The following is a 22860-nucleotide window of genomic DNA, read 5'->3' as shown; positions in this document are numbered from 1 at the left end:
CCGCGGCTTCCCCACCGATGTCACAGTCGGTCGACGAGCACTGTGGAGGGAACGCGACACCGGTCACGCCGGCACCGCGGCACGAGCGCGAACCGATGCTGAAACGCAGCTGAACACGGCTGCTGCATGCGGCACCAGGCTCACGCGCGACCGGGGTCCGTGGCCGCCTGGCGCAGCAGCCCGATCACTTGCGCGTCGGTGAGCTGCTCGAAACGCCGGTAGTACGGGCTGACCGCAAAGAACGACCGCGGCGTGGCCAGGCAGACGATCTCGTCCGCCTCGCCCTGCAAGGCGGCCACGCTGTCGGCCGCGCCCACCGGCACGGCCAGCGCCAGCCGCCGGGCCCCCCGCTGCCGCAGCGCCCGCAGGGCCGCACGGGCAGTGGTGCCGGTGGCCAGGCCGTCGTCGACCAGCACCACGTCGCGCCCGGCCACCTCGGCCGTGCGGCGGTCGCCGAGGTAGGCGGCGCGCCGCCGTTCGATCTCGTTCACCGCTTCCCGCACCTGGGCCTCGACATGCGCGCGCTCGACGCCCGCCTGCGCGAGGCCGGACTCGTCGACCACCAGCTCGGGCGGCAGGCCGTCGACCACCGCGGCGACGGCGCGCTCCGGCTGCCACGGCGCGCCGATCTTGCGCACCAGCAGCAGCTCCAGCGGCACCTGCAGGCGCCGCGCCACCTCGGTCGCCACGGCCACGCCGCCGCGCGGCAGCGCGACCACGAGGGGATGCGGCCAGCCCAGCGCCTGCACCCGCGGCGCGAGCAACCGCCCGGCATGGGCTCGATCGTCGAACAGAGGCTCCATGATGACCTGCCCCGCGCCTGGCCACGTCGCGCGCTGGCCCGCCAGGTGCCGCGGCGCTCAGTGCCGCGCGGACGGGCCGTCACGGCCCGTGGGCGGGAGCTCCGGCACCGGGTGGATGCGCGGCAGCGTGTCCTGGAAGTCTGCCTGGGGCAGGAAGCCGACGCGCGCCGACGGTCCCTTGAACCCCGCGGCATCGTTCGGTCCCGCCGCGACGCCGCGCCGGCGACGCATCAGCGGCAGGACCAGACGGGCGACATGGTGCAACAGCATGAAAGCATCGCGAAGGACGTGCGGCATGGTGGCACCTCGGCAGCTGAGCCGCTCGCGCCGTCAGGCGTTGCGGTTCCGGTACGGGACCGCAAGCATCCCACGAAGCGCGGGCGCCGGGAGGACTAGTCGGCATGCCGTTGGGGTGAAGCAACGCTGCCGGCCCGTGGATGCCGCCCGCATGGCCCGCCGCCCCTGCGCGGGCCGCTGGCGCGTGGCATGACCCACCCGCGGGCAGGGACAAGCGCACGCCGGAATGTCCCTGGTGCAGGTCACCCTTCGCTACGGTTGCGCGCAGCGCTTTCGTCTATAAACACCAGACATCTGCTGAGCGATGGCTCGGTTCCTGCTGGGCTTCCAAGCCCGAACTGGCCTGATCGATGAACCACCCCCGTCCACCTGCGGCGCCGGATCCGTTCGACCCGGCGTTCCAGCCGACCCAGACGTTGATGCCCAGCCAGGACGCGCTGCCGCCCGGCACGCGGTTGGCCGAGTACGAGGTGGTGCGGGTGCTCGGCGAAGGCGGCTTCGGCATCGTCTACCTCGCAGCGGACCACGGCCTGCAGCGCCACGTGGCGATCAAGGAGTACCTGCCGGCGGCGCTGGCCGCGCGCGGGGCACGCGCCGCCGTCACGCTGCGCGCCACCTCGCACGCCGAGACCTTCAAGCTGGGGCTGCGCTCCTTCGTCAACGAGGCGCGCCTGCTGGCCCGCTTCGACCATCCGTCGCTGGTGCGCGTCTACCGCTTCTGGGAAGCCAACGGCACCGCCTACATGGTGATGCCGTACTACGAAGGCACGACCGTCGCCGCCGCACGCCTTGCGATGACCCGGCCGCCCGACGAAGCCTGGCTGCGCCAGCTGCTGCTGTCGCTGATGGGCGCGCTCGAGGTGCTGCACGCGAGCTCCTGCTACCACCGCGACATCGCGCCCGACAACGTCCTGGTGCTGCCGGACGGCCGGCCGGTGCTGCTGGATTTCGGCGCGGCGCGGCGCGTCATCGGTGATCGCACCCAGACGCTGACGGCCATCCTCAAGCCGGCCTACGCGCCGATCGAGCAGTACGCCGAGGCCGGACACCTGCAGCAGGGGCCCTGGACCGACCTCTACGCGCTCGGCGCGGTGATGTACTACCTGATCAGCGGGCGGTCCCCGCTGCCCTCCACGGTACGCGCCGTCGACGACCAGCTGCGCCCGCTCGCCGAAGTCGCCGCCTCGCTGCAGCAGACCTTCACCGACCTGCGCTACAGCCCGTCCTTCCTCGCGGCGATCGAGTGGGCCCTGGCCGTGCGCCCGCAGGACCGGCCGCAGACCGTCACCCAGCTGCGCGACGCACTCGACGCCCCGGGCTGGGTGCCGCCGCGTCGCCCCCGGGTCGCAGCGCCCCCTGCCGCCCCGCCGGAGGCGACGGCCATCCGGCCGCCCGTCGCGCCGGAACCGGCACCGGCGGCCGAACCCGCGTGGTTCGCCTCCATCCCGCCTGCCACCGTGGCGCCTGCCACGCCGCAGCCTCCTGCCGGAACACCGCCGCCTGCGGCAGCACCGGCCCGTCCCCCGGCCGCCACCTCGCCTGCGGCAGCCCCCGGGGCCGTGCCGCCCACGCTGTCGGAGGAGGTGCCTTCGGACGCCGCCGTGATGGCCGCGCTCGATGCGGCGCTCGGCTCCCTGCCCGACGACCGCCCCGATGCCGCCTGGGGGACGATGCGCCCGGACGAGGACGACCTGCAGCGTCGCGCAGCGGCCAGGCGTGGCCCGGCAACCACGCGCTGGATGGCTGCGCTGGCGATCCTGCTCGTCCTGGGTGCAGCCGCCTGGCAGTGGCAGGAACGCTGGACGACGCAGCAACTGCTCGAGCGCCTGGCCAACACGCCGCTGGCGCCGGACGCCGGCCCGGCGCCCGAGGCCGCCACGGCCACTGCCCCGTCCGCGGCCGTCCCCTCGCCCGCCCCGGTGACGGCGCAGGCCACCCCGGCACCGTCGCCACCCGTGCCGGCGCCCGCTCCCGCCGCCCCACCCGACACCCCCGTTGCCGCCGGGCCGACGCCGCATGCCGATCCGGTCTCGACGCGTGCGGAAAGCACCGCGCCGCAGATCGTCGAGGTGCAACCGTCCGCACCGGCCGCCCCGCCCCAGGCGGCAACGCCCGCAGCGCCTGCTGCGCCCGCGGCCCCGCCGCGCGCCGAGGCGTCCCGGGACCCGCCCGAGGAGGACGCCGAGCCCGATATCACCCGCACCAGCGTCGTCGCGCGCCCGAGCAGCCCGCGCGCCGCCTGCGGCACACGCACGAACTTCGCCCTCTACTACTGCATGCAGACGCAATGCCGGCAGGCGCAATTCGTGAACCATCCGCACTGCGTCTACCTGCGCCAGCACGATGAAGTGATGCAGTAGCACCGCGGGGCCGCACGCGCGGCCCCCTGCGGGCTGGCCCACCGAAAGCCGAACGATGTCCCACCTGTCCGACGCCCAGCTGCATCAGCTGCGCAAGAAGCTCGACGAGCGCGAGGCCGAACTGCAGTCCCAGGTGCGCGGCGCGCGCGAGGCCGCCGCGGACCAGGCCAGCGGCCAGGCCGGGGTGGTGGGCGACCAGGGCGACAACGCCACCGACCGGCTGCAGCACGGCATCCGCCACGTGGAGATGAGCCGCGACATCGAGGAGCTGGTCGAGATCGAGGCCGCGCGGCGCCGCATGGACGACGGCAGCTACGGCCAGTGCGTGGATTGCCACCAACCGATCGAAGCACGGCGCCTGCTCGCCCACCCCACGGCGCTGCGCTGCGCCCTCTGCCAGGGGCGATACGAGCAGATGCACCCGTCGCGCCTGCGCGACCCCGGCTGAACGCCGCGCGCGTTGCCGGGACAAATATTTCTCGCCACCGCCTTCTGCCTGCGCTGCCCGGCCGCGCAGCGCCCGCCTGCGCCGATACGATGCGTTGGCCCCCGCATGGAGCGGGTGGAGCGCGTCCGCTGGCGGCGCGCACGACACCGATGTTTGCAGAAATCACAGGCTGGCTGGTCGCCTTCAAGTACCCGGCCGGGGACACCGCCCCCCGATGGATCGAAGTCGCGGAAACCGAGCGCGAACGCGCGCTTCAGTTGGCCTGCGCGTTGGCGGCCGAGCAATGGCCGGAAGCCGGGGTCTGCCAGGTGGTTCCGGTCATGGATGTCTGAAAAGTGTGAACTTGAGCCGGAACAAGGGGATGTTTCAGGCGGCCTTGTAGGAATTTGTCTGACATGACCCCTCGGATGAAGGGGACGTCGCGAACAGAAGGAGGCTGATGGGCTGGCCCTGCGGGGATGGACAGAATTCGTATCACGTTGCAAGCAAAAGCAAGCACACGAAACACCATCAGTTCCGCGAGACAGCGGTGACACGAAGGAGAACGAAGATGAGCACCACCGCCGACCAGATCCTCACCGAAATCCGCGAAGCCAACCTGTCGTACCTGATGCTGGCGCAGAACCTGATCCGCGCCGACCGCGAGGAAGCCCTGTTCCGCCTGGGCATCAGCGAGGACACCGCCGACATGCTGGCGATGCTGACGCCCGCGCAGATGTTGAAGATCGCCTCGGGCAACACGCTGCTGTGCCGCTTCCGCTTCGACGACGACCTGGTCTGGGGCCTGCTCACCAACCACGGCAAGAGCGCGGCCAACGACAGCACCTCGCGCCTGCACGCCTCGATCCTGATGGCCGGCCGCCACCAGGAAGCCGCCTGATCCTCCCGTCGATCGCGAAGGTCGCCAGCCATGCGCAACAAGAGCATCCTCTCCGAAGCGCGTCAGATCGAACGCGCGGTCACGCTGATCCAGCTGGGCGCCCGCCTGCAGGTGCTGGAATCGGAAACCGACCTCTCCTACGAGCGCCTGCTGCGCCTGTACAAGGAAGTGGCCGGCCGGTCACCGTCCAAGGGCCAGCTGCCGTTCTCGACCGACTGGTTCATGACCTGGCAGCCCAACATCCACGCCAGCCTGTTCCTGAACATCCACGAGTACCTGAACAAGGTCGCGGAACTGGACGAGATCGACACCATCATCAAGGCCTACCGGCTGTACCTGGAGCAGACCCAGGCGCAGTCGCTGGAGCCGCTGCTGTCGATCACCCGCGCGTGGCGCCTGGTGAAGTTCGTCGACAACGGCATGCTGACCATGACCAAGTGCAGCAAGTGCGGCGGGCACTTCGTGACCCACCCGCACGAGATCGCACGCAACTTCGTCTGCGGCATGTGCAACCCGCCGGCGCGCGCCGGCAAGGGCAAGGCCAAGGGCGCCCTGCACATCCATTGACGTCTTGTCCCCTTGCGTCGGTGACAGTCTCCTCCTGAGAAAAGCACAGTACGCTGTGCCTTCACACGGGCCCCTCGGGGCCCGTTTTTCTTTGCCCCTCCCGGGAGCCCTGGCGGATCGCCATGGTGCCGGCGACCATGCCTGCGGCCAGCGCCGCATAGACCAGCGCCAGGCTGCGTCCGGACAGGCGGCGCTCGAACCCCGGCGTCAGCCGCCGCGGCACCAGCAGCAGGTCGACCACCGCCGCGGCGGCCGTGGCCTCGACCGCACTGCGCACCACGGCCGGCGCCTGCCGCGGGGGCCGCAGCCGGTGCAGCAGGCGGTCGAACAGCAGCCCCCACATCAGCGCGGAGCCGGCATGCAGCAGCGAGCCGGTCAGCGTATGGCGCAGCGTCGGCCGGTCCGCGTGCAAGGCCTCCTCGCCCCAGACGATGTGGCTGGTGGCATTCAGCGGGGCAACGGCGCTGTGCGCGTCGCGGCGCCCGCGCCAGGCGAGCGCGGCGGCCGACAGCAGCCCGGCAGCACCGCCGGCGGCCAGGGTACGCATCGCGGGTGAAGGGATCATGCCAGGCTCCTCGTGTCGCGGCCGGGCGGCCGCGCGATGGGAGCACGGCAAGCCCCATACCCAGGGAATGCGGCTTGCCGCTCCCGGGACACCCGATGGAGCCATGACATGACCGGCATCACCCACGACCCTGCCGTACGGCAGTGCATCGACGACTGCCTGCAGTGCCGCACCACCTGCCTGGCGATGGCCATGGGCCCTTGCCTGGAGCGTCAGGGCGCGCACAGCGAACGCGGCCACCTGACCCTGATGCTCAACTGCGCCGAGCTGTGCGGCACGGCGGCGCACTTCATGCTGGCCGGCTCGACGCTGCACACCGAGGTCTGCGCCCTGTGCGCCACGGTCTGCGGCGCCTGCGCGCAAAGCTGCCGGCAGCTGGACGGGATGGAGCACTGCGTGGCCGCCTGCGAGCGCTGTGCGGCCAGCTGCCGCACCGTCAGCGGCGTGCAGGCGCCGGGCGTGCACGCCAGCGACCAGCTGCCCACCACGGGCGTCACGGGCGGGCCGCCCCGCCAAGGCGCCTACGGTTGAACCTGACGGAGAAGCCGCCGCCTCAGGCGGCCTTGCGGCGCGGCGGCGCGGGCTTGCGGATGCTGCGGGTCTCGACGGTGTAGGACCAGCCGGGCAGCTGGCGAGAGATGCGCTGGATCTGGGGCAGGTCGGCGTCGACGACCAGCGTGCCCGTGCCGGCGGCAACCACGGTGGCGCCCTCGGCCCGGGTGGCCGCAGCCGCCTCCTCGGGGCCGACCTGCGGGCCATCCGCGCCCGCGGAACCGCAGTAGAGCACGAAGCGTTTCATGGGGTCGATTATCGCGCCAGGCCCTTGCCCTGCATAGTCGCAGGAAAGCCAAGGTCTTCGGCATGGCGCATGGCCAGCTCGATGATCGCTTCGGAGCGTCGCGCATCGCGCGGCACGCGCAGCAGCTGCGGCGAGCGTGCGAGCGCCCGGGCCAGCACGCCGGCGGCGATCGGGCTGGCCATCGCGGTGCCGTCCATCACCCCGTAGCGGTCGCGGTGGATGGTCGAGACGATGCCCACGCCCGGCGCGGCCAGCCGCACCTGCACCCCCCGGTTGGAAAAACGCGCCACGAAGCTGTCATGTTTGCCGGTCGGCGTGGTGACGTGGCGTTGCTGCGCCGCCCCCTTGGGCCAGGTGCCATGCACCCCGATGGCCGATACCGCCACCGACAGCGGGTCGCTGGCCGGGAAGCTCACCGGCCCGCCTTCGTTGCCGGCCGCGACCACGCACACGGCGCCGCTCAGCCGCGCGAACTGGATCGCCTCGGCGATCGCCGGGTCGGGCCCGCCACCGCCCAGGCTCATGTTGATGATGTCGCAGCCGTCCAGCACCGCCTGGCGGATGGCTTCGCGGATCGCCGCGTTGGAGGCGCCCACCTCGCCGTGCTCGAAGACGCGGTAGGCGTGCAGCCGCACGCCGGCGGCCTCGCCGGTGACACCCGGCTCGCCCGCGCGCGCCCGCGCGGCGATGACGCCGGCCACGTGCGTGCCATGGCCGTCCTCGTCGTGCCACTGGTCGACCGGCTCGACCAATGTCGTGTTGCGCCCCAGCGCGACCGGCAGGTCCGCATGCGGGCCGACGCCGGTGTCGATCACGCCGACCGTCACCCCTTCGCCCGCGCGGTCCTGTGGCGCGCCGTAGAGCGTGCGGCGCGCATCCGCGAAATCGGGCTCCAGCGCGGGCAACGCGAGCGTCATCCCGGGCTGCAGGGGCAGCCGGCGCCACTCGCGCGGCCAGGCGCCATGCAGCGGATAGGCTGCCACCAGCGGCGCCTGGGCGAGGCCGGCCGGCAGGCGCAGCCGCAGCTCGCCGCGCGCATTGGTGGTGCCCTCGACGCCCGCGCCGGTGGCCAGGTCGGTGAGCATCACGACCAGGCAGTCCGGCAGCGGCCGGGCCTGTGCGCCTTCGCCGGCCGTGACCTTGAGCACCAGGGTCTGCTGCTCGCCGCCCCGGGCCTGCGGGCGGCGCTTCGCATGCAGCCGCGGCGCGCGTGCCGGCAGGTAACGCCGCTCGGGCACCAGCCGCAGCCCGGGCGCCTCGGCTTGCAGCAAGGCGGCTTCGTCGGGGCGCAGCGCGATCACCTTGGTGCCGTCGGTCGCCGCCGACGCGATGACCCGCAACGCCACCCCCGCCACGGTGCGCGATTCCCCCGGCGCGCAGGGCTGCAGCTGGCGCAGCAGGCGCTGCGTGGCGTTCGACGTGTAGCGTCCGGCCGCGACGAAGCCGGCGGCCGGCAACAGCAGGAAGCGCGCCAGCGAGGAACGCCGCGCGGCCGGCGCAGGGGATGAGGTCGCGAGGGCCAAGGAAACCTCCTGAGATGTCGTGGTCGTGGGGTGGACCATTCTGGAGTCAACCGGGCACCCGACGCCAGGGTCCGGACCTGCAAGGCGCCGGGCATGCGGTTTGCCGCAGGGCCTGGACGTCCGCGCGCCCCCAGTGGCGTGCGCCCCTGCCTTGCCAGCCTGACCAGGAGCGGATGCGATGCCACGACCGATCTCCGGGATCATGACCCGCCAGGTGCGCGTGGTCTCTCCCGACGACAGCCTGCAGGTCGCCGCCCAGCTGATGGACCAGATCAACGTCGGCGCGGTGCCGGTGTGCAGCGGCCACACGCTGGTCGGCATGATCACCGACCGCGACATCACCGTGCGCGCGGTGGCCAGCGGCCTGCCGCCCGACGCCACGCCGGTGAAGGACGTGATGAGCGAGCAGGTGCGCTGGTGCTTCGAGGACCAGGATGTCGACGAGGTGATGCAGCAGATGGGCGAGGTGCAGATCCGCCGCGTGCCGGTGATGGACCGCCGGCAGCAGCTGGTGGGCATCGTCTCGCTGGGCGACCTGGCCACGCGCCACGGCGCCGACGTGGACGACACGCTGGAGCGCATTTCGTCTCCCTCCGAGCCGGACCGCTCGACGACCGGCACGGCCCGCACGGGCCGCGGCCCGCGCGCCGCGCACTGAGCCCGCCTTTCCCACCCGCACCTGCATGCAGGCCCCGCCAAGGACCTCGATGAACCCTCCGCCACAGCACCCGGCCCAGGCCGCCGCGGCAGCGCGGTCGCCCGCCTCCCCCCGTCCCGACGTCCCGACCGCGGCGTGGGCCCATGACATCACCGACATGCTGGCCGCCGACGCGCTGTCCGACCGCGCCGCCCGGCTGGCCGCCCTGCGCGCCGGGCTGTTCGAGCGGCCGGCACGCGTCTCGCCCAAGTTCTTCTACGACGCCCAGGGCTGCGCGCTGTACAGCGCCATCTGCGAGCTGCAGGAGTACTACCCGACCCGCACCGAGGCGGCGATCTTCGAACGGCACCGCGAGGAGATCGCGCGCCACCTGCCGCGCGGCGCGCAGTGGGTGGACCTGGGGTGCGGCGACGGCGCCAAGTCCTGGCCCTGGCTGGAAGCGGTGGGGGCACGCCGGTGGGTCGGCGTGGACATCTCGCCGCAATGGCTGCGCATCTCGCTGCAGGCCGGCACCGGGCGCTTTCCCGGCATGGCCCTCGCCGGGGTGGCGACCGATTTCACCCGGCCGCTGCGCCTGCAGCGCGTGCTGGCCCGCTTCGACGCCCCGCCGGTGTTCTTCTACCCCGGTTCGTCGATCGGCAACTTCACGCCCGACGAGGCCCTCGCGTTGCTGCGCTCGATGCGCGAGCACCTTGGCCGCGACGGGCGGCTGCTGATCGGCGTGGACGGCCTCAAGGAGCGCCACGTCCTCGAAGCCGCCTACGACGACGCGCTGGGGGTGACGGCCGCCTTCAACCTGAACGTGCTGCGCGTCGTGAACCGCGAGCTCGACGCCGACTTCGAACCGCGGCGCTTCGCGCACCGCGCGCAGTTCAACGCCCGCGAGAGCCGCATCGAGATGCAGCTCGTCTCGCGCGAGACCCAGGTGGTGCGCATCGGTGCTGCCGAGCGCCGCTTCGACGCAGGAGAAGCCATCGTGACCGAGTACTCCTACAAGTACGCTGCCGACGGGTTTGCCGCGCTGCTGCGCGACGCCGGCTTCGGCGCCTTGCAACACTGGAGCGACGAGCGCGGCTGGTTCCATGTCTTCGTCGCGGCCGCGGCATGAGCGCGGCCAGCCCGTCCCGGGCGCCGGGCCACGGTCCGGCCGCCCTGCATGGTGCCTACCGCGCGGTGCGCGAGCAGACCGAGGCACTGGCCGAGGGACTGAGTGCCGAGGATTGCCTGCTGCAGTCCATGCCCGACGCCAGCCCGGTCAAGTGGCACCTGGCCCACACGACCTGGTTCTTCGAGACCTTCGTGCTCGAGCGCGCGGTGCCCGGCTACCGCAGCGTGGATCCGGCGTACCGCCGGCTGTTCAACTCCTACTACGTCGGCGTCGGCGAGCGCCACCCGCGGCCCGAGCGCGGCATGCTGTCGCGGCCCACGCTCGACGAGGTGCGCGCCTACCGCTGCCTGGTCGACGAACGCATGGCCGGGTTGCTGGCGCAGCCGGACCTGCCGGACGACCTGGCCGCACTGGTCGAGCTGGGCCTGCATCACGAGCAGCAGCACCAGGAACTCGTCCTCACCGACCTGAAGCACCATTTCTCGCGCAACCCGCTGGCGCCGGCCTACCGTCCGCGGCCGCCCGCGGTCCATGCGGTACATGTTGCGGGCGAGCGGCTGACCTTCCTCGGCGGGCTGGTGGAGATCGGCCATGGCGGCTGCGGCTTCAGCTTCGACAACGAGCGGCCGCGGCATCGTGTCTGGCTGGAGCCCTATGCGCTGGCGGCGCGGCCGGTGACCAACGCCGAGTACCTCGCCTTCATCGCCGACGGCGGCTACGAGCGCCCGGAGCTGTGGCTGTCCGACGGCTGGGACACGCGCCTGCGCGAAGGCTGGCAGGCGCCGCTGTACTGGCAGCGCGGCCCTGGCCCCAGCTGGTGGCACTACACGCTGCACGGGCTGCGCGAAGTGGCGCCCGACGAACCGGTGTGCCACGTCAGCTACTACGAGGCCGATGCCTACGCCCGCTGGGCGGGGGCTCGCCTGCTCACCGAAGCCGAATGGGAGCATGCGGCGCAATCGCCGCCGTCGCTCGCCTCGCTCGGCACGCTGCTCGAGGACGGCGTGTTCCACCCCCGGCCGGCGGCCGCCGGCAGCGGGTTGCGCCAAATGTTCGGCGACGTGTGGGAATGGACCTGCAGCGCCTACCTGCCCTACCCCGGGTTCCGCCCTGCTGAAGGCGCCGTGGGCGAATACAACGGTAAGTTCATGGTCAACCAGATGGTGCTGCGCGGCGGCTCCTGCGCGACGCCCGCCTCGCACCTGCGGGCCAGCTATCGCAACTTCTTCCCGCCGCAGGCACGCTGGCAGTTCAGCGGCATCCGCCTCGCCTGGTGAGGCGGCGCCCGCCGCCCCTTTTTCCGGGTGACGGGCTGCCCCGATTTGTCCGCAGGATACCCGCCGATCCGGATATCCGGATTTTCCCTGGGTTGCGAATATCCAACTGGCTTTTCGTCCGGAATTGAATACCTGCGCCGCCGCATAACTGATATTCAGTGTTTGCGCTTGTTCGGCTTTCCAGGCTTCTCTAACGCTGCGCGGCGTTCGCAATCATTGAGGAGACGCCGTGATCAAGGCAAACGAATCACCATGGAAATACCTGGTGATGTGGCTGAGGTATTACTACGCCTTCCATTACCTCAAGTCCGGGCTGTATTTCGTGATCTTCAACTACGTGCCCGACTTCAGCAAGGCCGGCCCGGTGGGCCCCTACCTGACCGAGATGCACAACGTCGGGTTCTACCCGTTCGTCAAGTACCTCGAGGTGGTGCTGGGCGCGATGCTGCTGTTCAACTGGTTCGTGCCGCTGGCGCTGATCGTGATGGCCGGCATCACCGTGCAGATCTCCTACCTCAACCTGTTCGTGTCGCCCCACCCCCGGCAGGCATTCACCGGGACGCAGGAACTGCTGATCAACGGCTCCCTGCTGCTGGCTTATGGTGGCTATTATGTCGACTACCTGCGGAAAAAGGCCGAGCCCTTGTTCCTGTGGGAAGGTTTCAAGAACCGCAAGGGGTGAATCATGGAAAAGCGGATCACCGGCAAGCATTTCATCCTGATAACCGCCGTCGCGCTCATCTGGACGTTGATCGTGATCGGTTTCTCGACCTCGATGGGCGCCCGCCCGCTGCGCATGTATGACTGGAGCCCGCCGGTCTTCTCGTGGCTGATCACGATGGCCTGGATGTGGTACGACCGCTCCAAGGGACGTTGAGCTGAACCGCTGGACGCCACCGGCCCCGCGCATCGCGCGGGGCCTTTCCTTTGCGCTGCCGCGCCCGCCGGCACGACAGCGCCGCGGCCGGCTCAGGCCGCGGTCAGGCCGAGCTTGGCGAACAGCGCCTGGTCGCGCTCCCAGTCCGGGTTGCCGGTGGTGAGCAGCTTGTCGCCGTAGAAGATCGAGTTGGCCCCGGCGAGGAAGCACAGGGCCTGGACGGCCTCGCCCATCTGCTGGCGGCCGGCCGACAGGCGCACCCGCGCGCGGGGCATGGTGATGCGTGCGACCGCGATGGTGCGCACGAATTCCAGCGGGTCCAGCGGCTCCAGCCCGTGCAGCGGCGTGCCCTCGACCTGCACCAGGTGGTTGATCGGCACCGACTCGGGGTACGGGTCCAGGTTGGCGAGCTGCGCGATCAGGCCGGCCCGCTCGCGGCGGGACTCGCCCATGCCGACGATGCCGCCGCAGCACACGTGCATCCCCGCCGCGCGCACCCGCTCCAGCGTGTCGAGCCGGTCCTGGTAGTCGCGCGTGGTGATGATGCGCCCGTAGGCCTCGGGGGCGGTGTCGAGGTTGTGGTTGTAGTAGTCCAGGCCCGCCTCCTTGAGGGTGCGCGCCTGCTCGTCGGTCAGCATGCCCAGGGTGCAGCAGGCCTCCATGCCCAGCGCCTTGACGCTGCGCACCAGCTCGGCGACCTTCTCGATGTCGCGGTCCTTGGGCGCGCGCCAGGCGGCCCCCATGCAGAAGCGCGTCGCGCCCTGCTCGCGCGCCGCGGCGGCCGCTGCCTTGACCGCCTCGACGTCCAGCAGCTTGCCGGCCTCCACGCCGGTGTCGTGGTGCACCGACTGCGGGCAGTAGGCGCAGTCCTCCGGGCAGCCGCCGGTCTTGATCGACAGCAGCGTCGACAGCTGCACCTCGTTGGCATCGAAGTGCTCGCGGTGCACCGTCTGGGCCCGGTACAGCAGGTCGGCAAACGGCAGGTCGAGCAGCGCCTGCACGGCCTCGACGGTCCAGGGTCCGGTCGATGGCGCGGCGCGGCGCACCACCTGCACCGGCTGCGCGGTGATTGCGGTGTTCGTCATGGGATCTCCTTGCGATGCCGGCAGCGGGCACGGGAGCCCGGCGCCGGCGGGTCGGTTTCAGTCACGGGGCACGGGGCCGGCCAGCGTCGGGCGCGGCAACGCGGGCACCGGATGGGGCGCGCCGGCCCGGCCCTGCGCGATGGCCTGCTGCAGGCGGCGAATCGCCTGCTCCGGGTCGCCCGCCTGCACGATGCCGCGCACCACCGCGATGCCGGAGGCGCCGCAGCTGGCCGCGACGCGGCTGCGCGGCTCGTCCATGCCGGCGATCGCGACCACCGGCTCGGCCAGCACGCGGCACCAGTAGGCCAGGTTGTCCGGCCCCTGCGGGCGCCACGGCATGTCCTTGGTGGTGGTGGCGTGGATCGGCCCGCAGGCGATGTAGCTCGGCCGGTGCGCGCGGGCGCGGCACACCTCCCAGTAGCTGTGCGTGCTCAGGCCCAGGCGCAGGCCGGCGTCGCGGATCGCGGCGAGGTCGGCCGCCGAGAGCGTGTGCAGGTCTTCCTGGCCGAGGTGCACGCCGTAGGCGCCGTGCTCGATCGCCAGCCGCCAGTGGTCGTTGATGAACAGCTGCGCCTGCACGGCCCGCGCGGCCGCGACGCTGCGCGCCACCTCCTGCGCGAGATGCCCGGGCGCTGCCTGCTTGATGCGCAGCTGCACGGTGCGCACGCCGGCGGCCAGCACGCGCTCGACCCAGTCGGCGCTGTCGACCACCGGGTACAGGCCCAGGTCGGCATTGGCCAGCGCGGCATACGGCGTGGCCGGCGCGTCCAGCAGTCGGTCCAGCAGGTCGGGCAGCAGCGCGCCCTGGAGCGCGAACCCGGCGCGCGCCTGCACCGGCCCGGGTCCCTGCCCCGCGGCATAGCCGTCGCGCAGCGCGGCGGTGGTCGCCATCTTGGCCAGCACCGTCGCGTCGGCCTCGCAGAAGCCCAGCGCCAGTGCCGCTGCGGCCGAGGAGGCATAGGTGCAGCCGGTGCCGTGGGTGTGCGCGGTCGCCACGCGCGGCAGCGACAGCCAGCCGCGCGCCTGCGGGGTGTCGATGCAGTCCAGCGAGGACTCGCCGGCCGCATCGCCGCCGGTGATCGCCACCGCCCGGGCGCCCAGCGCGCGCAGGCGCGCCGCCGCCTCGGGCAGCTGTTCCTGGGCCAGCGCGTCCACGCCGAGCAGCCAGGCGGCTTCGTCCCGGTTGGGGGTGACGAGCGTCGCGCGCGGCAGCAGCTGCTCGACGAAGGCACGGCGCAGCTCGTCGCTCGCGAAGCTGGCGCCGCTGCTGGCGCGCCGCACCGGGTCCACGACCAGCGCGACCGGGCCGCGCTCGCGCAGGCGGTCGATCCAGCGCGCGACGATCGCGACGTTCTCCAGGCTCGCAAGGAGCCCGGTCTTGACCACCTGCGGCAGCAGGTCGGACGCGAGCGCGGCAAGCTGGGCCTCCAGCATTGCCGGGGCGACCGCCTCGATGCGCTCGACCGCCACCGAGTTCTGCGCCGTCAGCGCCGCGATCGCGGTGCAGCCGTGCACCTCGAAGGCGGCCAGCGCCTTCAGGTCGGCCTGGATGCCCGCGCCGCCGCCGCTGTCCGAGCCCGCGATGCTCCAGACGATGGGCCGCGCGCTCATAGGTCGAACGGCCGGCCGGCCACGGGCGTGGACGCCACCGCCATGTCCTGCGGCGCCAGCAGCCCGGACAGGTAACCCAGCCGCCCGGCCTCGATCGCGTGGCGGAAGGCGCGCGCCATGCCGACCGGATCGCTCGCCTGCGCGACCGCCGAGTTCAGCAGCACCGCGTCGTAGCCCAGTTCCATCGCGTGCGCGGCGTGCGACGGCGCACCGATGCCGGCGTCGACCACCAGCGTCACGTCGGGCAAGCGCGCGCGCAGCGTGCGCAGCGCCCAGGGGTTCAGCAGCCCCTGCGCCGAGCCGATCGGCGCGCCCCAGGGCATCAGGATGCGGCAGCCCACGTCCAGCAGGCGCTGGCAGGTCACCAGGTCGTCGGTGCAGTACGGGAACACCTCGAAGCCGTCCTTGACGAGTTGCTCGGCCGCCTCGACCAGGCCGAACGGGTCGGGCTGCAGCGTGTGCTCGTCGCCCACCACCTCGAGCTTGATCCAGTGCGTCTCCAGCAGCTCGCGCGCCATGTGCGCCAGCGTGACCGCCTCGCGCGCGGTGCGGCAGCCGGCGGTGTTGGGCAGCAGCCTGGCGCCGCAGTTGCGGATGATCTCGATGAAGCCGTTGTCGCCCGCGCCGGAGGCCAGCTGGCGCTTCAGGCCCAGCGTCACCACCTGCGTGCCGGAGGCCGCGATCGCGTCGCTCAGCACCTGGGGAGACGGGTAGCCGGCGGTGCCGAGCAGGAAGCGGCTGCCCAGCTCGACGTCGCCGAGCTTCAGGATGTCGGAGGTCTTGCTGCTCATTTCATCCCCCCACGATGGGTGCGAAACAGGTCACGTGGTCGCCGGGCTGCAGCACGCAGCCGTCGCGCGCCCCGCGCGCCACGAAGTTGCCGTTGACGGCGGTGGCCACCGAGGCCGGCGCATGGCCCAGGCGCTCGAGCAGCTGCGCGAGCGTGGTGCCCGCAGGCACGTGGCGCGCCTCGCCGTTGAGGTGGATGGGCACGGCGCCCGGATGGTCGGCGGCGACGAAGGCGTCGCTCGCGGCGTCGTTGCGGGCGTTCATGCGGTCACCTGCTCGGGGGATCCGGCCTCGAGGCCGGGCACCTGGGACAGCGCGTCCTCCACGATGGCCGGGGCGATCAGCCAGCCGTGGCGGAACAGGCCGTTCAGGCGTGTCAGTCCTGTTCGTGTGTCGATCATGGGCAGATTGTCGGGCAGCGCCGGGCGCAGGTTGGATTCGGAGTGCACGATGCGCGCCTCGGCCAGCTCCGGGATCACGCTGTGCGCCGCGCTCAGCAGGCCCAGCGTGGTGCGCACCGAGACCGGCGAACGGTCCTCGGACTCGATCTCGCTGGCGCCCACCACGATCAGGTCGCCAGGCCGCGCCACGATGTAGACGCGCCAGCGCGGATGCAGCAGCCGCGTCGGCCGCAGCAGCTGCACGCCCGGCGCATGCAGCCAGAAGATCTCGCCGCGCACGCCGCGCACCGGCAGGTCCGGCCGCGCGCCCAGCCCGCGGGCGTCGAACACCCAGTCGAAGCCGTGGGTGCGGCCGCCGGCCTCGATGCGGCCCGGCGCCACCTGCGTCACGGCCTGGCCCCAGTGCCACTGCACGCCCTGCGCGCTGGCACCCGCGGCCAGCGCGAGCATGGCCTGCACGGTGTGGATCTGGCCTTCCTGCTCGAGCAGCCAGGCCTGCGCCGGGCCGTGGATGGACGGCTCCATCGCGCGCAGCTTGGCCAGCGGCAGCGGCCGCGGCTGCATCCCGCCGGGCGCCTTGCTGTGCAGCAGGTCCAGCAGCCGCTGCGCCGCGCCGACGTCCGGCCGGTGCGCCAGCAGCAGGCTGCCCTGGCGGTGGAAATAGACCTCGCCGGGCAGCTGCGCGACGATGGCCTGCCACAGGTCCAGCGAGCGCAGGCCCAGCCGGGCGACGTGGGCGTCGGCGCATTCGAGCTCGGCCAGCGGGCTCAGCATGCCGGCGGCGGTCCAGCCGGCCGCGTAGACGCTGCCGGGCTGCGGGGGGCCGGCGTCGGGCGCCGGGTCGAACACCGTCACGCGGTGCCCCCGGGTGGACAGCCGCCACGCCAGCAGCCGGCCCAGCAGGCCGGCCCCGGCGATCCCCACATGCATGGGTTTCATTGCACTCCTTCGGATGCCATCAGCCTTGCGGCTCGATGGGAATGTAGATCTCGCCGCCCGCGCGCTTGAACTCCTCGGACTTGGCCTGCAGCCCCTGCTCGAGCGCAGCTTCCTCGCTGACACCCTGCCGGGCCGCGTACTCGCGCACCTCCTGGGTGATCTTCATCGAGCAGAACTTGGGTCCGCACATCGAGCAGAAATGGGCCACCTTGCTCGATTCCTTCGGCAAGGTCTCGTCGTGGAAGTCGCGTGCGGTGTCCGGGTCGAGCGAGAGGTTGAACTGGTCGTGCCAGCGGAACTCGAAGCGCGCCGCCGACAGGGCATCGTCGCGTGCCCGCGCGCCCGGGTGGCCCTTGGCCACGTCGGCCGCGTGTGCCGCGATCTTGTACGCAATGATGCCCTGCTTGACGTCGTCGCGGTCCGGCAGGCCCAGGTGCTCCTTGGGCGTGACGTAGCACAGCATCGCGGTGCCGAACCAGCCGATCATCGCCGCGCCGATCGCGCTGGCAATGTGGTCGTAGCCCGGCGCGATGTCGATCACCAGCGGACCCAGCGTGTAGAACGGCGCCTCGTGGCAGTGCTTGAGCTGCTCGGCCATGTTGGCCTGCACCATGTGCATCGGCACATGCCCCGGGCCCTCGATCATCACCTGCACGTCGTGCTTCCACGCGACCTGCGTCAGCTCGCCCAGCGTGCGCAGCTCGGCGAACTGCGCCTCGTCGTTGGCGTCGGCCGCGCTGCCCGGGCGCAGCCCGTCGCCCAGCGAGAAGGCCACGTCGTAGGCCTTCATGATCTCGCAGATCTCCTCGAAGTGCGTGTAGAGGAAGTTCTCCTTGTGGTGCGCGATGCACCACTTGGCCAGGATCGAGCCACCGCGCGAGACGATGCCGGTGCGGCGCCGGGCCGTCAGCGGGATGAAGGGCAGCCGCACGCCGGCATGGATGGTGAAGTAGTCGACGCCCTGCTCGGCCTGCTCGACCAGCGTGTCGCGGAAGATCTCCCAGGTCAGGTCCTCGGCCACGCCGCCGACCTTCTCCAGCGCCTGGTAGATCGGCACGGTGCCGATGGGCACGGGCGAGTTGCGGATGATCCAGTCGCGCGTGGTGTGGATGTTCTTGCCGGTGGACAGGTCCATCACGGTGTCGGCGCCCCAGCGGATCGCCCACACCAGCTTCTCCACCTCTTCCTCGATCGACGAGGTCACCGCCGAGTTGCCGATGTTGGCATTGATCTTCACGAGGAAGTTGCGCCCGATGGCCATCGGCTCCAGCTCGGGGTGGTTGATGTTGGCCGGGATGATGGCGCGGCCGCGCGCCACCTCGTCGCGCACGAACTCGGGCGTGATCACCTCGGGGATGGCCGCGCCCATTGGATTGCCGCGCAGGCGCGCCTCGCGCTCGGCATCGCCCAGGTACTGGCGCATCCATTCGCGCTTCTGGTTCTCGCGGATCGCGACGAATTCCATCTCGGGCGTGACGATCCCGCGGCGCGCGTAGTGCATCTGCGTGACGTTGCGGCCGCTCCGGGCGCGCAGCGGCTGGCGCTGCAGGCCGGCGGCCTCGCGGCGCAGCTGCTCCAGGCGCTGCGCGTCGCGCGCCTCGTGCCTGGCGCCGTCGTCCAGCGCCTGGCGCGCGCGCCCTTCGTAGCGCTCGACGTCGCCGCGCGCCTCGATCCACGCGCTGCGCAGCGCGGGCAGCCCGCGCCGGATGTCGATGCGGGCCTGCGGGTCGGTGTAGGGGCCGGAGGTGTCGTACAGCGTGACGACCTCGCCGTTGGTCAGCGTGACCTCGCGCATCGGCACGCGGATGTCGGGATGCAGCTGGCCGGGCACGTGGATCTTGCGCGAGGCGGGGAATGGCTCGCGCGTCAGCGCCAGCAGTTGGGTCAGCTTGTCGGGTGCGTTCATCGCGGGGCTCCTTCCGGTGGTGGTGGGTGCTCCGGAAAGTGCCCTCTGGCGACGGGCCTCCGCCAAGGGAAGCCACGAGGGGACTGGATGTTGCTCTCCTTCCGCCGGCATGAACCGGATCAAGTTCGCGGGTTCGGCCTGTCGGCCATCTCAGCACAGCAAGTGCACCCCGGAGCGGCGGCAAGTGTAAGGAGCCGGCTCCCCCGTGGTCAAGCCGCAGCGGCCAAGGCCCCGCCGCGACGATGGGGACCACCGGCACCGCATCGCGTGCCTGAACGCGACGACGGCGCCCCGGGGACAGGCGCCCGCCATCCCCCACGGCCATCTCCCCCGCCCGACAGGGCCGGCCGGCCCCGGTATAGTCGCCGCCGCAAGGCGGTCGTGAAACGCCGCCTCGATCCTCCATGCTCAAGCTGTTGCATCGCGTCTCCTTCCGCCAGCTGCTGCTGGTGGCCTTCCTGCTGATCGCCGCCGTGCTCGGCGCGGTGTCGGTGCGCGGGTTGCTGACGCTGGAGCGCCTGATCGCCCAGGCCCGGGCCGGCGCCGAGCAGTCGATGGAACTCACCGCCCAGGCGCAGGCGCTGGCCGACCGCAACATCGGGCTGGAACGCACCGCACGCCAGTACGTGGTGCTGGACGACCCGGCCCTGCACAAGCGCTTCGAGGAGGAGCTGGCGGCCGCCGAAACCGTGCTCGATCGCCTGACCGAGCAGGGCCTGCCGGCCCGGCTGGCCGACGACTGGCGGCTGCACATGGACAGCATCCGCGAGCAGATGCAGGGACCACGCGCCACCGCGCTGATGCGCGAGCAGACGCTGAGCCTGGCGTTCCGTGAGCTGGCCGACGTCACCACCGCGGTGGCCGAGCAGGTGCGCCGCGCCAACGAGAAGCGCAACCGCGAGCTGCAGCAGGAACTGGAAGCCGGCCGCCTGGTGCTGGCGCGCCAGGTGCTTGCCGCGATCGCGGTGTCGGTGCTGCTGGCCTTCGCCTTCGGCCTGTGGCTGGCACGCCCGCTCAAGGACCTGGAACGCGCCATCGTGGGCCTGGGCGAGAACCGCATGGACGAGCCGATCGAGATCCGCGGCCCGACCGACGTGCGCGAGGTGGGCCGCCGGCTGGACTGGCTGCGCCTGCGCCTGGCCGAGCTGGATGCCGACAAGGCCCGCTTCCTGCGCCACATCTCGCACGAGCTGAAGACCCCGCTGGCGGCGCTGCGCGAGGGCGTCGCGCTGCTCGAAGACGAGGTCGCGGGCAAGCTCACCGACAACCAGCGCGAGATCGCCCACATCCTGCGCCACAACACCGGGGTGCTGCAGCGCCAGATCGAGGACCTGCTGCGCTTCAACGCCGCGGCCTTCGAGGCGCGCCGCCTGCAGCGCCGCCGCACCGACCTGCGGGCCCTGCTGCGGCAGCTGGTCGACGAACAGAAGCTGCAGTGGCAGGCCAAGCACCTACGCGTCGAGATCACCGGCGAGCCGCTGCACGCCGAGGTCGACCCGGACAAGCTCGGCACCGCGGTGGGCAACCTGCTGTCCAACGCGATCCGCTTCAGTCCCCCCGGCGGTACCATTCGCTTTTCCGTCACCCGAAGCGCCGGGCTCGCGTGCATCGACATCGTCGACGAGGGCCCCGGCGTGTCTCCGGCCGACCGGGCGCGGGTGTTCGAACCTTTCTACCGCGGCGAACGGCAACCCGAAGGGGCGGCGCGTGGCACGGGCGTGGGCCTGTCCATCGTGCAGGAGTACGTCGCTGCGCACGGTGGACGGGTCGAGCTGCTGCCCAACGCGCCCGGCGCGCATTTCCGTATCGAGCTGCCGCATGCTGCCTAGGTCCCTTCTGCTGTTCTGCTGCCTGGTGTGTCTCGCCACCGCCTGCGCCCCCCTGCCCGAGGTCACCGACGTCAAGCAGGTCAAGGTGCCGGTGCGCGTGGACGTGCCGGTTCCGGTGTCGGTCCGGGACCCGGTGGACCAGGCCAACCGGCACGTGCTCGAGTACGCCGAACGGCTGCGCCGGATGTCGCTGCCCGAGCTGCAGCAGGAGATCGTGCGGCTCAACGAAAGCCCGGTCACGCCCGTGTCGACGCTGGAACTGGCGCTGGTGTTCGGCCAGACCCGCATCCCCGGGGACCTGCCCAAGGCCATCGCGCTGCTGGAGAGCCTGACGCGCTCGACCGAACCCGACGCCGCCCCCTGGCAGCCGATGGCGCGCATGACGCTGGCCAGGTTCCTCGACTTGCGTCGCCTCGAGGAGCAGGTCGACCGCCAGCACCTGCAGCTGCGCGAAAGCCAGCGCCGCATCGACCAGCTCAACGAGAAACTCGAAGCGCTGAAGGCCATCGAACGCAGCTTGGCGCCCCGACCGGCGCCGGCCCCGGCGCCGGCGGCCTCCGGCGTGCGCCCGGCTTCGCCATGAACCCCTCCCTGCCCGTCCTCGCCAGGAGCCTGCCATGAGTGCGCACGTGCTGGTTGTCGACGACGACCGCGACATGCTGCGTCTGCTGTCGATGCGCCTCGGCGCCGCCGGCTACCGCGTCACCGCGGTGGAAAGCGCCGAGGCGGCGCTCACGCAGCTGGCGGTGGAGCGCCCGCAGCTCGTGGTCAGCGACGTGCAGCTGCCGGGCAAGGACGGCCTGGCGCTGTACGACGAGATCCGCGCCCGGCACCCGGCGCTGCCGGTGATCCTGCTGACCGCGCACGGCACCATCCCCGACGCGGTGGAAGCCACCTCGCGCGGCGTGTTCACCTACCTGACCAAGCCGTTCGACGGCAAGGAGCTGCTCGAGAAGATCGCCCAGGCGCTGGCGCTGGCCGCGCCGGAGGGCGAGGCCGTGCCGGCCCAGGAGAGCTGGCGCGAGGCCATCGTCAGCCGCTCGACCCGCATGGCCGAGCTGCTCGCCGAAGCCAAGCTGGTCGCCGCCTCCGACGCCAGCATCCTGATCCGCGGCGAAAGCGGCACCGGCAAGGAGCTGCTTGCCCAGGCGATCCACAAGGCCAGCGTGCGCGCCACCCGGCCGTTCGTCGCGGTCAACTGCGGCGCCATCCCCGAGGCGCTGCTCGAGTCCGAGCTGTTCGGCCACGTCAAGGGCGCCTTCACCGGCGCGGTGGCCAACCACCGCGGCCTGTTCCAGGCGGCCGACGGCGGCACGCTGTTCCTGGACGAGATCGGCGACATGCCGCTGCCGCTGCAGGTCAAGCTGCTGCGCGTGCTGCAGGAGCGCTCGGTGCGTCCGGTCGGCTCGGCGCAGGCGGTGCCGGTGGACGTGCGCATCATCTCGGCCACCCACCGCGACCTGGACGAGGCCATGGCGGCCGGCCAGTTCCGCGAGGACCTGTACTACCGCCTCAACGTCGTCACGCTGACGTTGCCGACGCTTGCCGAGCGGCGCGAGGACATCCCGCTGCTGGCCAACCACTTCCTGGCCAGGCTGTCGGTGAAGTACGGCAAGCGGCTCAACGGCTTCGCCCCCGAAGCGCTGAAGGCGCTGGCCACGGCGTCCTGGCCCGGCAACGTGCGCCAGCTCTACAACGTGGTCGAGCAGGTCTGCGCGCTGGCCACCACGCCGCTGGTGCCGCTGGCGCTGGTGCAGCGGGCGCTGCGCGTGCCCAGCGTCGAGGTGATGAGCTATGCCGAGGCGCGCCACCGCTTCGAGCGCGACTACCTGGTCGGGCTGCTCAAGCTCACCGACGGCAATGTCGCCGATGCGGCGCGGCTGGCCGAGCGCAACCGCACCGAGTTCTACCGGCTGCTGCAGAAGCACGGGCTGACCCCCGGGCTGTTCCGCAACGATGGCCACGTCGCCGATTAGCGACAGGACTTTTCCCTGAAAAATCAGGCACTTGGGTGATCCGCCGGAAATCCTGTCGCCGATCGGCGACGGATTCCGGCCGCCCGGGATGTCACACTACTGAAAAACCCTGAAACATCCCTCCAAGCCGTTGATTTGACGGCGTTTTTTTGCCTGGCACAG

General features: G+C 71.8%; 25 protein-coding genes and 1 riboswitch. Of the genes, 14 read left to right on the top strand and 11 right to left on the bottom strand.

What is annotated here, in order from left to right:
* Positions 1 to 140: 140 nt before the first annotated feature.
* Positions 141 to 803: a phosphoribosyltransferase gene (locus IS481_RS08840; protein WP_104356776.1), complete on the bottom strand. Its 663-nt coding sequence runs from the start codon at positions 801 to 803 to the stop codon at positions 141 to 143.
* A 57-nt stretch (positions 804 to 860) separates the two neighbouring features.
* A complete protein-coding gene (locus tag IS481_RS08835) occupies positions 861 to 1073 on the bottom strand; it encodes a hypothetical protein (protein ID WP_104356777.1) in 213 nt (70 codons plus the stop codon).
* Between the two features lie 377 nt (positions 1074 to 1450).
* Here IS481_RS08835 and IS481_RS08830 point away from each other — a divergent pair, with 377 nt between their 5' ends.
* From IS481_RS08830 to flhC, 5 genes are all read left to right on the top strand, one after another.
* Complete coding sequence (locus tag IS481_RS08830; RefSeq protein WP_104356778.1) at positions 1451 to 3460, top strand: serine/threonine protein kinase; 2010 nt, start codon at positions 1451 to 1453, stop codon at positions 3458 to 3460.
* A 55-nt stretch (positions 3461 to 3515) separates the two neighbouring features.
* Positions 3516 to 3908, top strand: coding sequence for a TraR/DksA family transcriptional regulator (locus IS481_RS08825; RefSeq protein WP_104356779.1), 393 nt, complete (start codon positions 3516 to 3518; stop codon positions 3906 to 3908).
* 149 nt (positions 3909 to 4057) lie between these two features.
* A complete protein-coding gene (locus IS481_RS08820; RefSeq protein WP_104356780.1) occupies positions 4058 to 4240 on the top strand; it encodes a hypothetical protein in 183 nt (60 codons plus the stop codon).
* A gap of 218 nt (positions 4241 to 4458) precedes the next feature.
* Positions 4459 to 4788: a flagellar transcriptional regulator FlhD gene (gene flhD / locus IS481_RS08815; protein ID WP_104356781.1), complete on the top strand. Its 330-nt coding sequence runs from the start codon at positions 4459 to 4461 to the stop codon at positions 4786 to 4788.
* A 30-nt stretch (positions 4789 to 4818) separates the two neighbouring features.
* On the top strand, positions 4819 to 5355 hold the full coding sequence (flhC, locus tag IS481_RS08810; protein WP_104356782.1) for a flagellar transcriptional regulator FlhC: 537 nt from the start codon (positions 4819 to 4821) through the stop codon (positions 5353 to 5355).
* 61 nt (positions 5356 to 5416) lie between these two features.
* On the opposite strand, the gene IS481_RS08805 is transcribed toward flhC, so the two are convergent.
* The gene (locus IS481_RS08805; protein ID WP_146079521.1) at positions 5417 to 5920 is read right to left on the bottom strand and encodes a hypothetical protein; all 504 of its coding nucleotides are present in this window, start codon (positions 5918 to 5920) and stop codon (positions 5417 to 5419) included.
* 108 nt (positions 5921 to 6028) lie between these two features.
* On the opposite strand from IS481_RS08805, the gene IS481_RS08800 reads away from it, so the two are divergent.
* Positions 6029 to 6451 carry a four-helix bundle copper-binding protein gene (locus tag IS481_RS08800; RefSeq protein WP_198425464.1) on the top strand — a complete coding sequence of 141 codons (423 nt, stop codon included), beginning with the start codon at positions 6029 to 6031 and terminating at the stop codon, positions 6449 to 6451.
* 22 nt (positions 6452 to 6473) lie between these two features.
* Here IS481_RS08800 and IS481_RS08795 read toward each other — a convergent pair whose 3' ends face one another.
* The gene (locus tag IS481_RS08795) at positions 6474 to 6719 is read right to left on the bottom strand and encodes a hypothetical protein (RefSeq protein WP_104356784.1); all 246 of its coding nucleotides are present in this window, start codon (positions 6717 to 6719) and stop codon (positions 6474 to 6476) included.
* A gap of 8 nt (positions 6720 to 6727) precedes the next feature.
* A complete protein-coding gene (locus tag IS481_RS08790) occupies positions 6728 to 8242 on the bottom strand; it encodes a S8 family serine peptidase (protein ID WP_104356785.1) in 1515 nt (504 codons plus the stop codon).
* Between the two features lie 178 nt (positions 8243 to 8420).
* Here IS481_RS08790 and IS481_RS08785 point away from each other — a divergent pair, with 178 nt between their 5' ends.
* The 5 genes from IS481_RS08785 (at position 8421) to IS481_RS08765 (ending at position 12162) form a co-directional block, all read left to right on the top strand.
* On the top strand, positions 8421 to 8900 hold the full coding sequence (locus IS481_RS08785; RefSeq protein WP_232529510.1) for a CBS domain-containing protein: 480 nt from the start codon (positions 8421 to 8423) through the stop codon (positions 8898 to 8900).
* A gap of 49 nt (positions 8901 to 8949) precedes the next feature.
* Positions 8950 to 10008 (top strand): L-histidine N(alpha)-methyltransferase, encoded by a 1059-nt coding sequence (gene egtD, locus IS481_RS08780; protein ID WP_232529509.1) that lies wholly within the window; start codon positions 8950 to 8952, stop codon positions 10006 to 10008.
* Positions 10005 to 11285, top strand: a complete 1281-nt coding sequence (gene egtB / locus IS481_RS08775; protein WP_104356788.1) for an ergothioneine biosynthesis protein EgtB — start codon at positions 10005 to 10007, stop codon at positions 11283 to 11285. Before egtD ends, egtB begins: the two co-directional genes overlap by 4 nt.
* A gap of 229 nt (positions 11286 to 11514) precedes the next feature.
* Positions 11515 to 11967: a hypothetical protein gene (locus tag IS481_RS08770; protein ID WP_104356789.1), complete on the top strand. Its 453-nt coding sequence runs from the start codon at positions 11515 to 11517 to the stop codon at positions 11965 to 11967.
* 3 nt (positions 11968 to 11970) lie between these two features.
* Positions 11971 to 12162, top strand: a complete 192-nt coding sequence (locus IS481_RS08765; RefSeq protein WP_104356790.1) for a hypothetical protein — start codon at positions 11971 to 11973, stop codon at positions 12160 to 12162.
* Positions 12163 to 12254: 92 nt separating this feature from the next.
* On the opposite strand, the gene bioB is transcribed toward IS481_RS08765, so the two are convergent.
* Genes bioB through thiC form a run of 6 tightly spaced genes read right to left on the bottom strand, consistent with a single transcriptional unit; the run spans position 12255 to position 18893 of the window.
* Positions 12255 to 13247 (bottom strand): biotin synthase BioB, encoded by a 993-nt coding sequence (gene bioB / locus IS481_RS08760; protein ID WP_104356791.1) that lies wholly within the window; start codon positions 13245 to 13247, stop codon positions 12255 to 12257.
* 57 nt (positions 13248 to 13304) lie between these two features.
* Complete coding sequence (thiD, locus tag IS481_RS18355) at positions 13305 to 14858, bottom strand: bifunctional hydroxymethylpyrimidine kinase/phosphomethylpyrimidine kinase (RefSeq protein ID WP_114699329.1); 1554 nt, start codon at positions 14856 to 14858, stop codon at positions 13305 to 13307.
* Positions 14855 to 15649 carry a thiazole synthase gene (locus IS481_RS08750; protein WP_104356792.1) on the bottom strand — a complete coding sequence of 265 codons (795 nt, stop codon included), beginning with the start codon at positions 15647 to 15649 and terminating at the stop codon, positions 14855 to 14857. The genes thiD and IS481_RS08750 overlap by 4 nt, the downstream gene beginning before the upstream one ends.
* A gap of 1 nt (position 15650) precedes the next feature.
* Positions 15651 to 15911 (bottom strand): sulfur carrier protein ThiS, encoded by a 261-nt coding sequence (thiS, locus tag IS481_RS08745; RefSeq protein ID WP_104356793.1) that lies wholly within the window; start codon positions 15909 to 15911, stop codon positions 15651 to 15653.
* Complete coding sequence (locus IS481_RS08740; protein WP_104356794.1) at positions 15908 to 16978, bottom strand: FAD-dependent oxidoreductase; 1071 nt, start codon at positions 16976 to 16978, stop codon at positions 15908 to 15910. The genes thiS and IS481_RS08740 overlap by 4 nt, the downstream gene beginning before the upstream one ends.
* A 28-nt stretch (positions 16979 to 17006) precedes the next feature.
* Positions 17007 to 18893 carry a phosphomethylpyrimidine synthase ThiC gene (gene thiC, locus IS481_RS08735; RefSeq protein WP_104356795.1) on the bottom strand — a complete coding sequence of 629 codons (1887 nt, stop codon included), beginning with the start codon at positions 18891 to 18893 and terminating at the stop codon, positions 17007 to 17009.
* A 79-nt stretch (positions 18894 to 18972) separates the two neighbouring features.
* A riboswitch (TPP riboswitch) is annotated at positions 18973 to 19075 on the bottom strand.
* 222 nt (positions 19076 to 19297) lie between these two features.
* Here thiC and IS481_RS08730 point away from each other — a divergent pair.
* From IS481_RS08730 to IS481_RS08720, 3 genes are read left to right on the top strand one after another with little or no spacing between them, the layout of a single operon-like run.
* Positions 19298 to 20722, top strand: coding sequence for a sensor histidine kinase (locus tag IS481_RS08730; RefSeq protein ID WP_104356796.1), 1425 nt, complete (start codon positions 19298 to 19300; stop codon positions 20720 to 20722).
* Positions 20712 to 21305: a hypothetical protein gene (locus IS481_RS08725; RefSeq protein ID WP_132763307.1), complete on the top strand. Its 594-nt coding sequence runs from the start codon at positions 20712 to 20714 to the stop codon at positions 21303 to 21305. Before IS481_RS08730 ends, IS481_RS08725 begins: the two co-directional genes overlap by 11 nt.
* Before the next feature lie 34 nt (positions 21306 to 21339).
* Positions 21340 to 22698, top strand: a complete 1359-nt coding sequence (locus IS481_RS08720) for a sigma 54-interacting transcriptional regulator (RefSeq protein WP_104356798.1) — start codon at positions 21340 to 21342, stop codon at positions 22696 to 22698.
* Positions 22699 to 22860: the final 162 nt, after the last annotated feature.

The sequence above is a fragment of the Caldimonas thermodepolymerans genome (assembly GCF_015476235.1).
GTDB lineage: Bacteria > Pseudomonadota > Gammaproteobacteria > Burkholderiales > Burkholderiaceae_C > Caldimonas > Caldimonas thermodepolymerans.
Note: the sequence above shows the minus strand (reverse complement) of the source record. Positions and strands in the feature narration are given on the sequence as shown.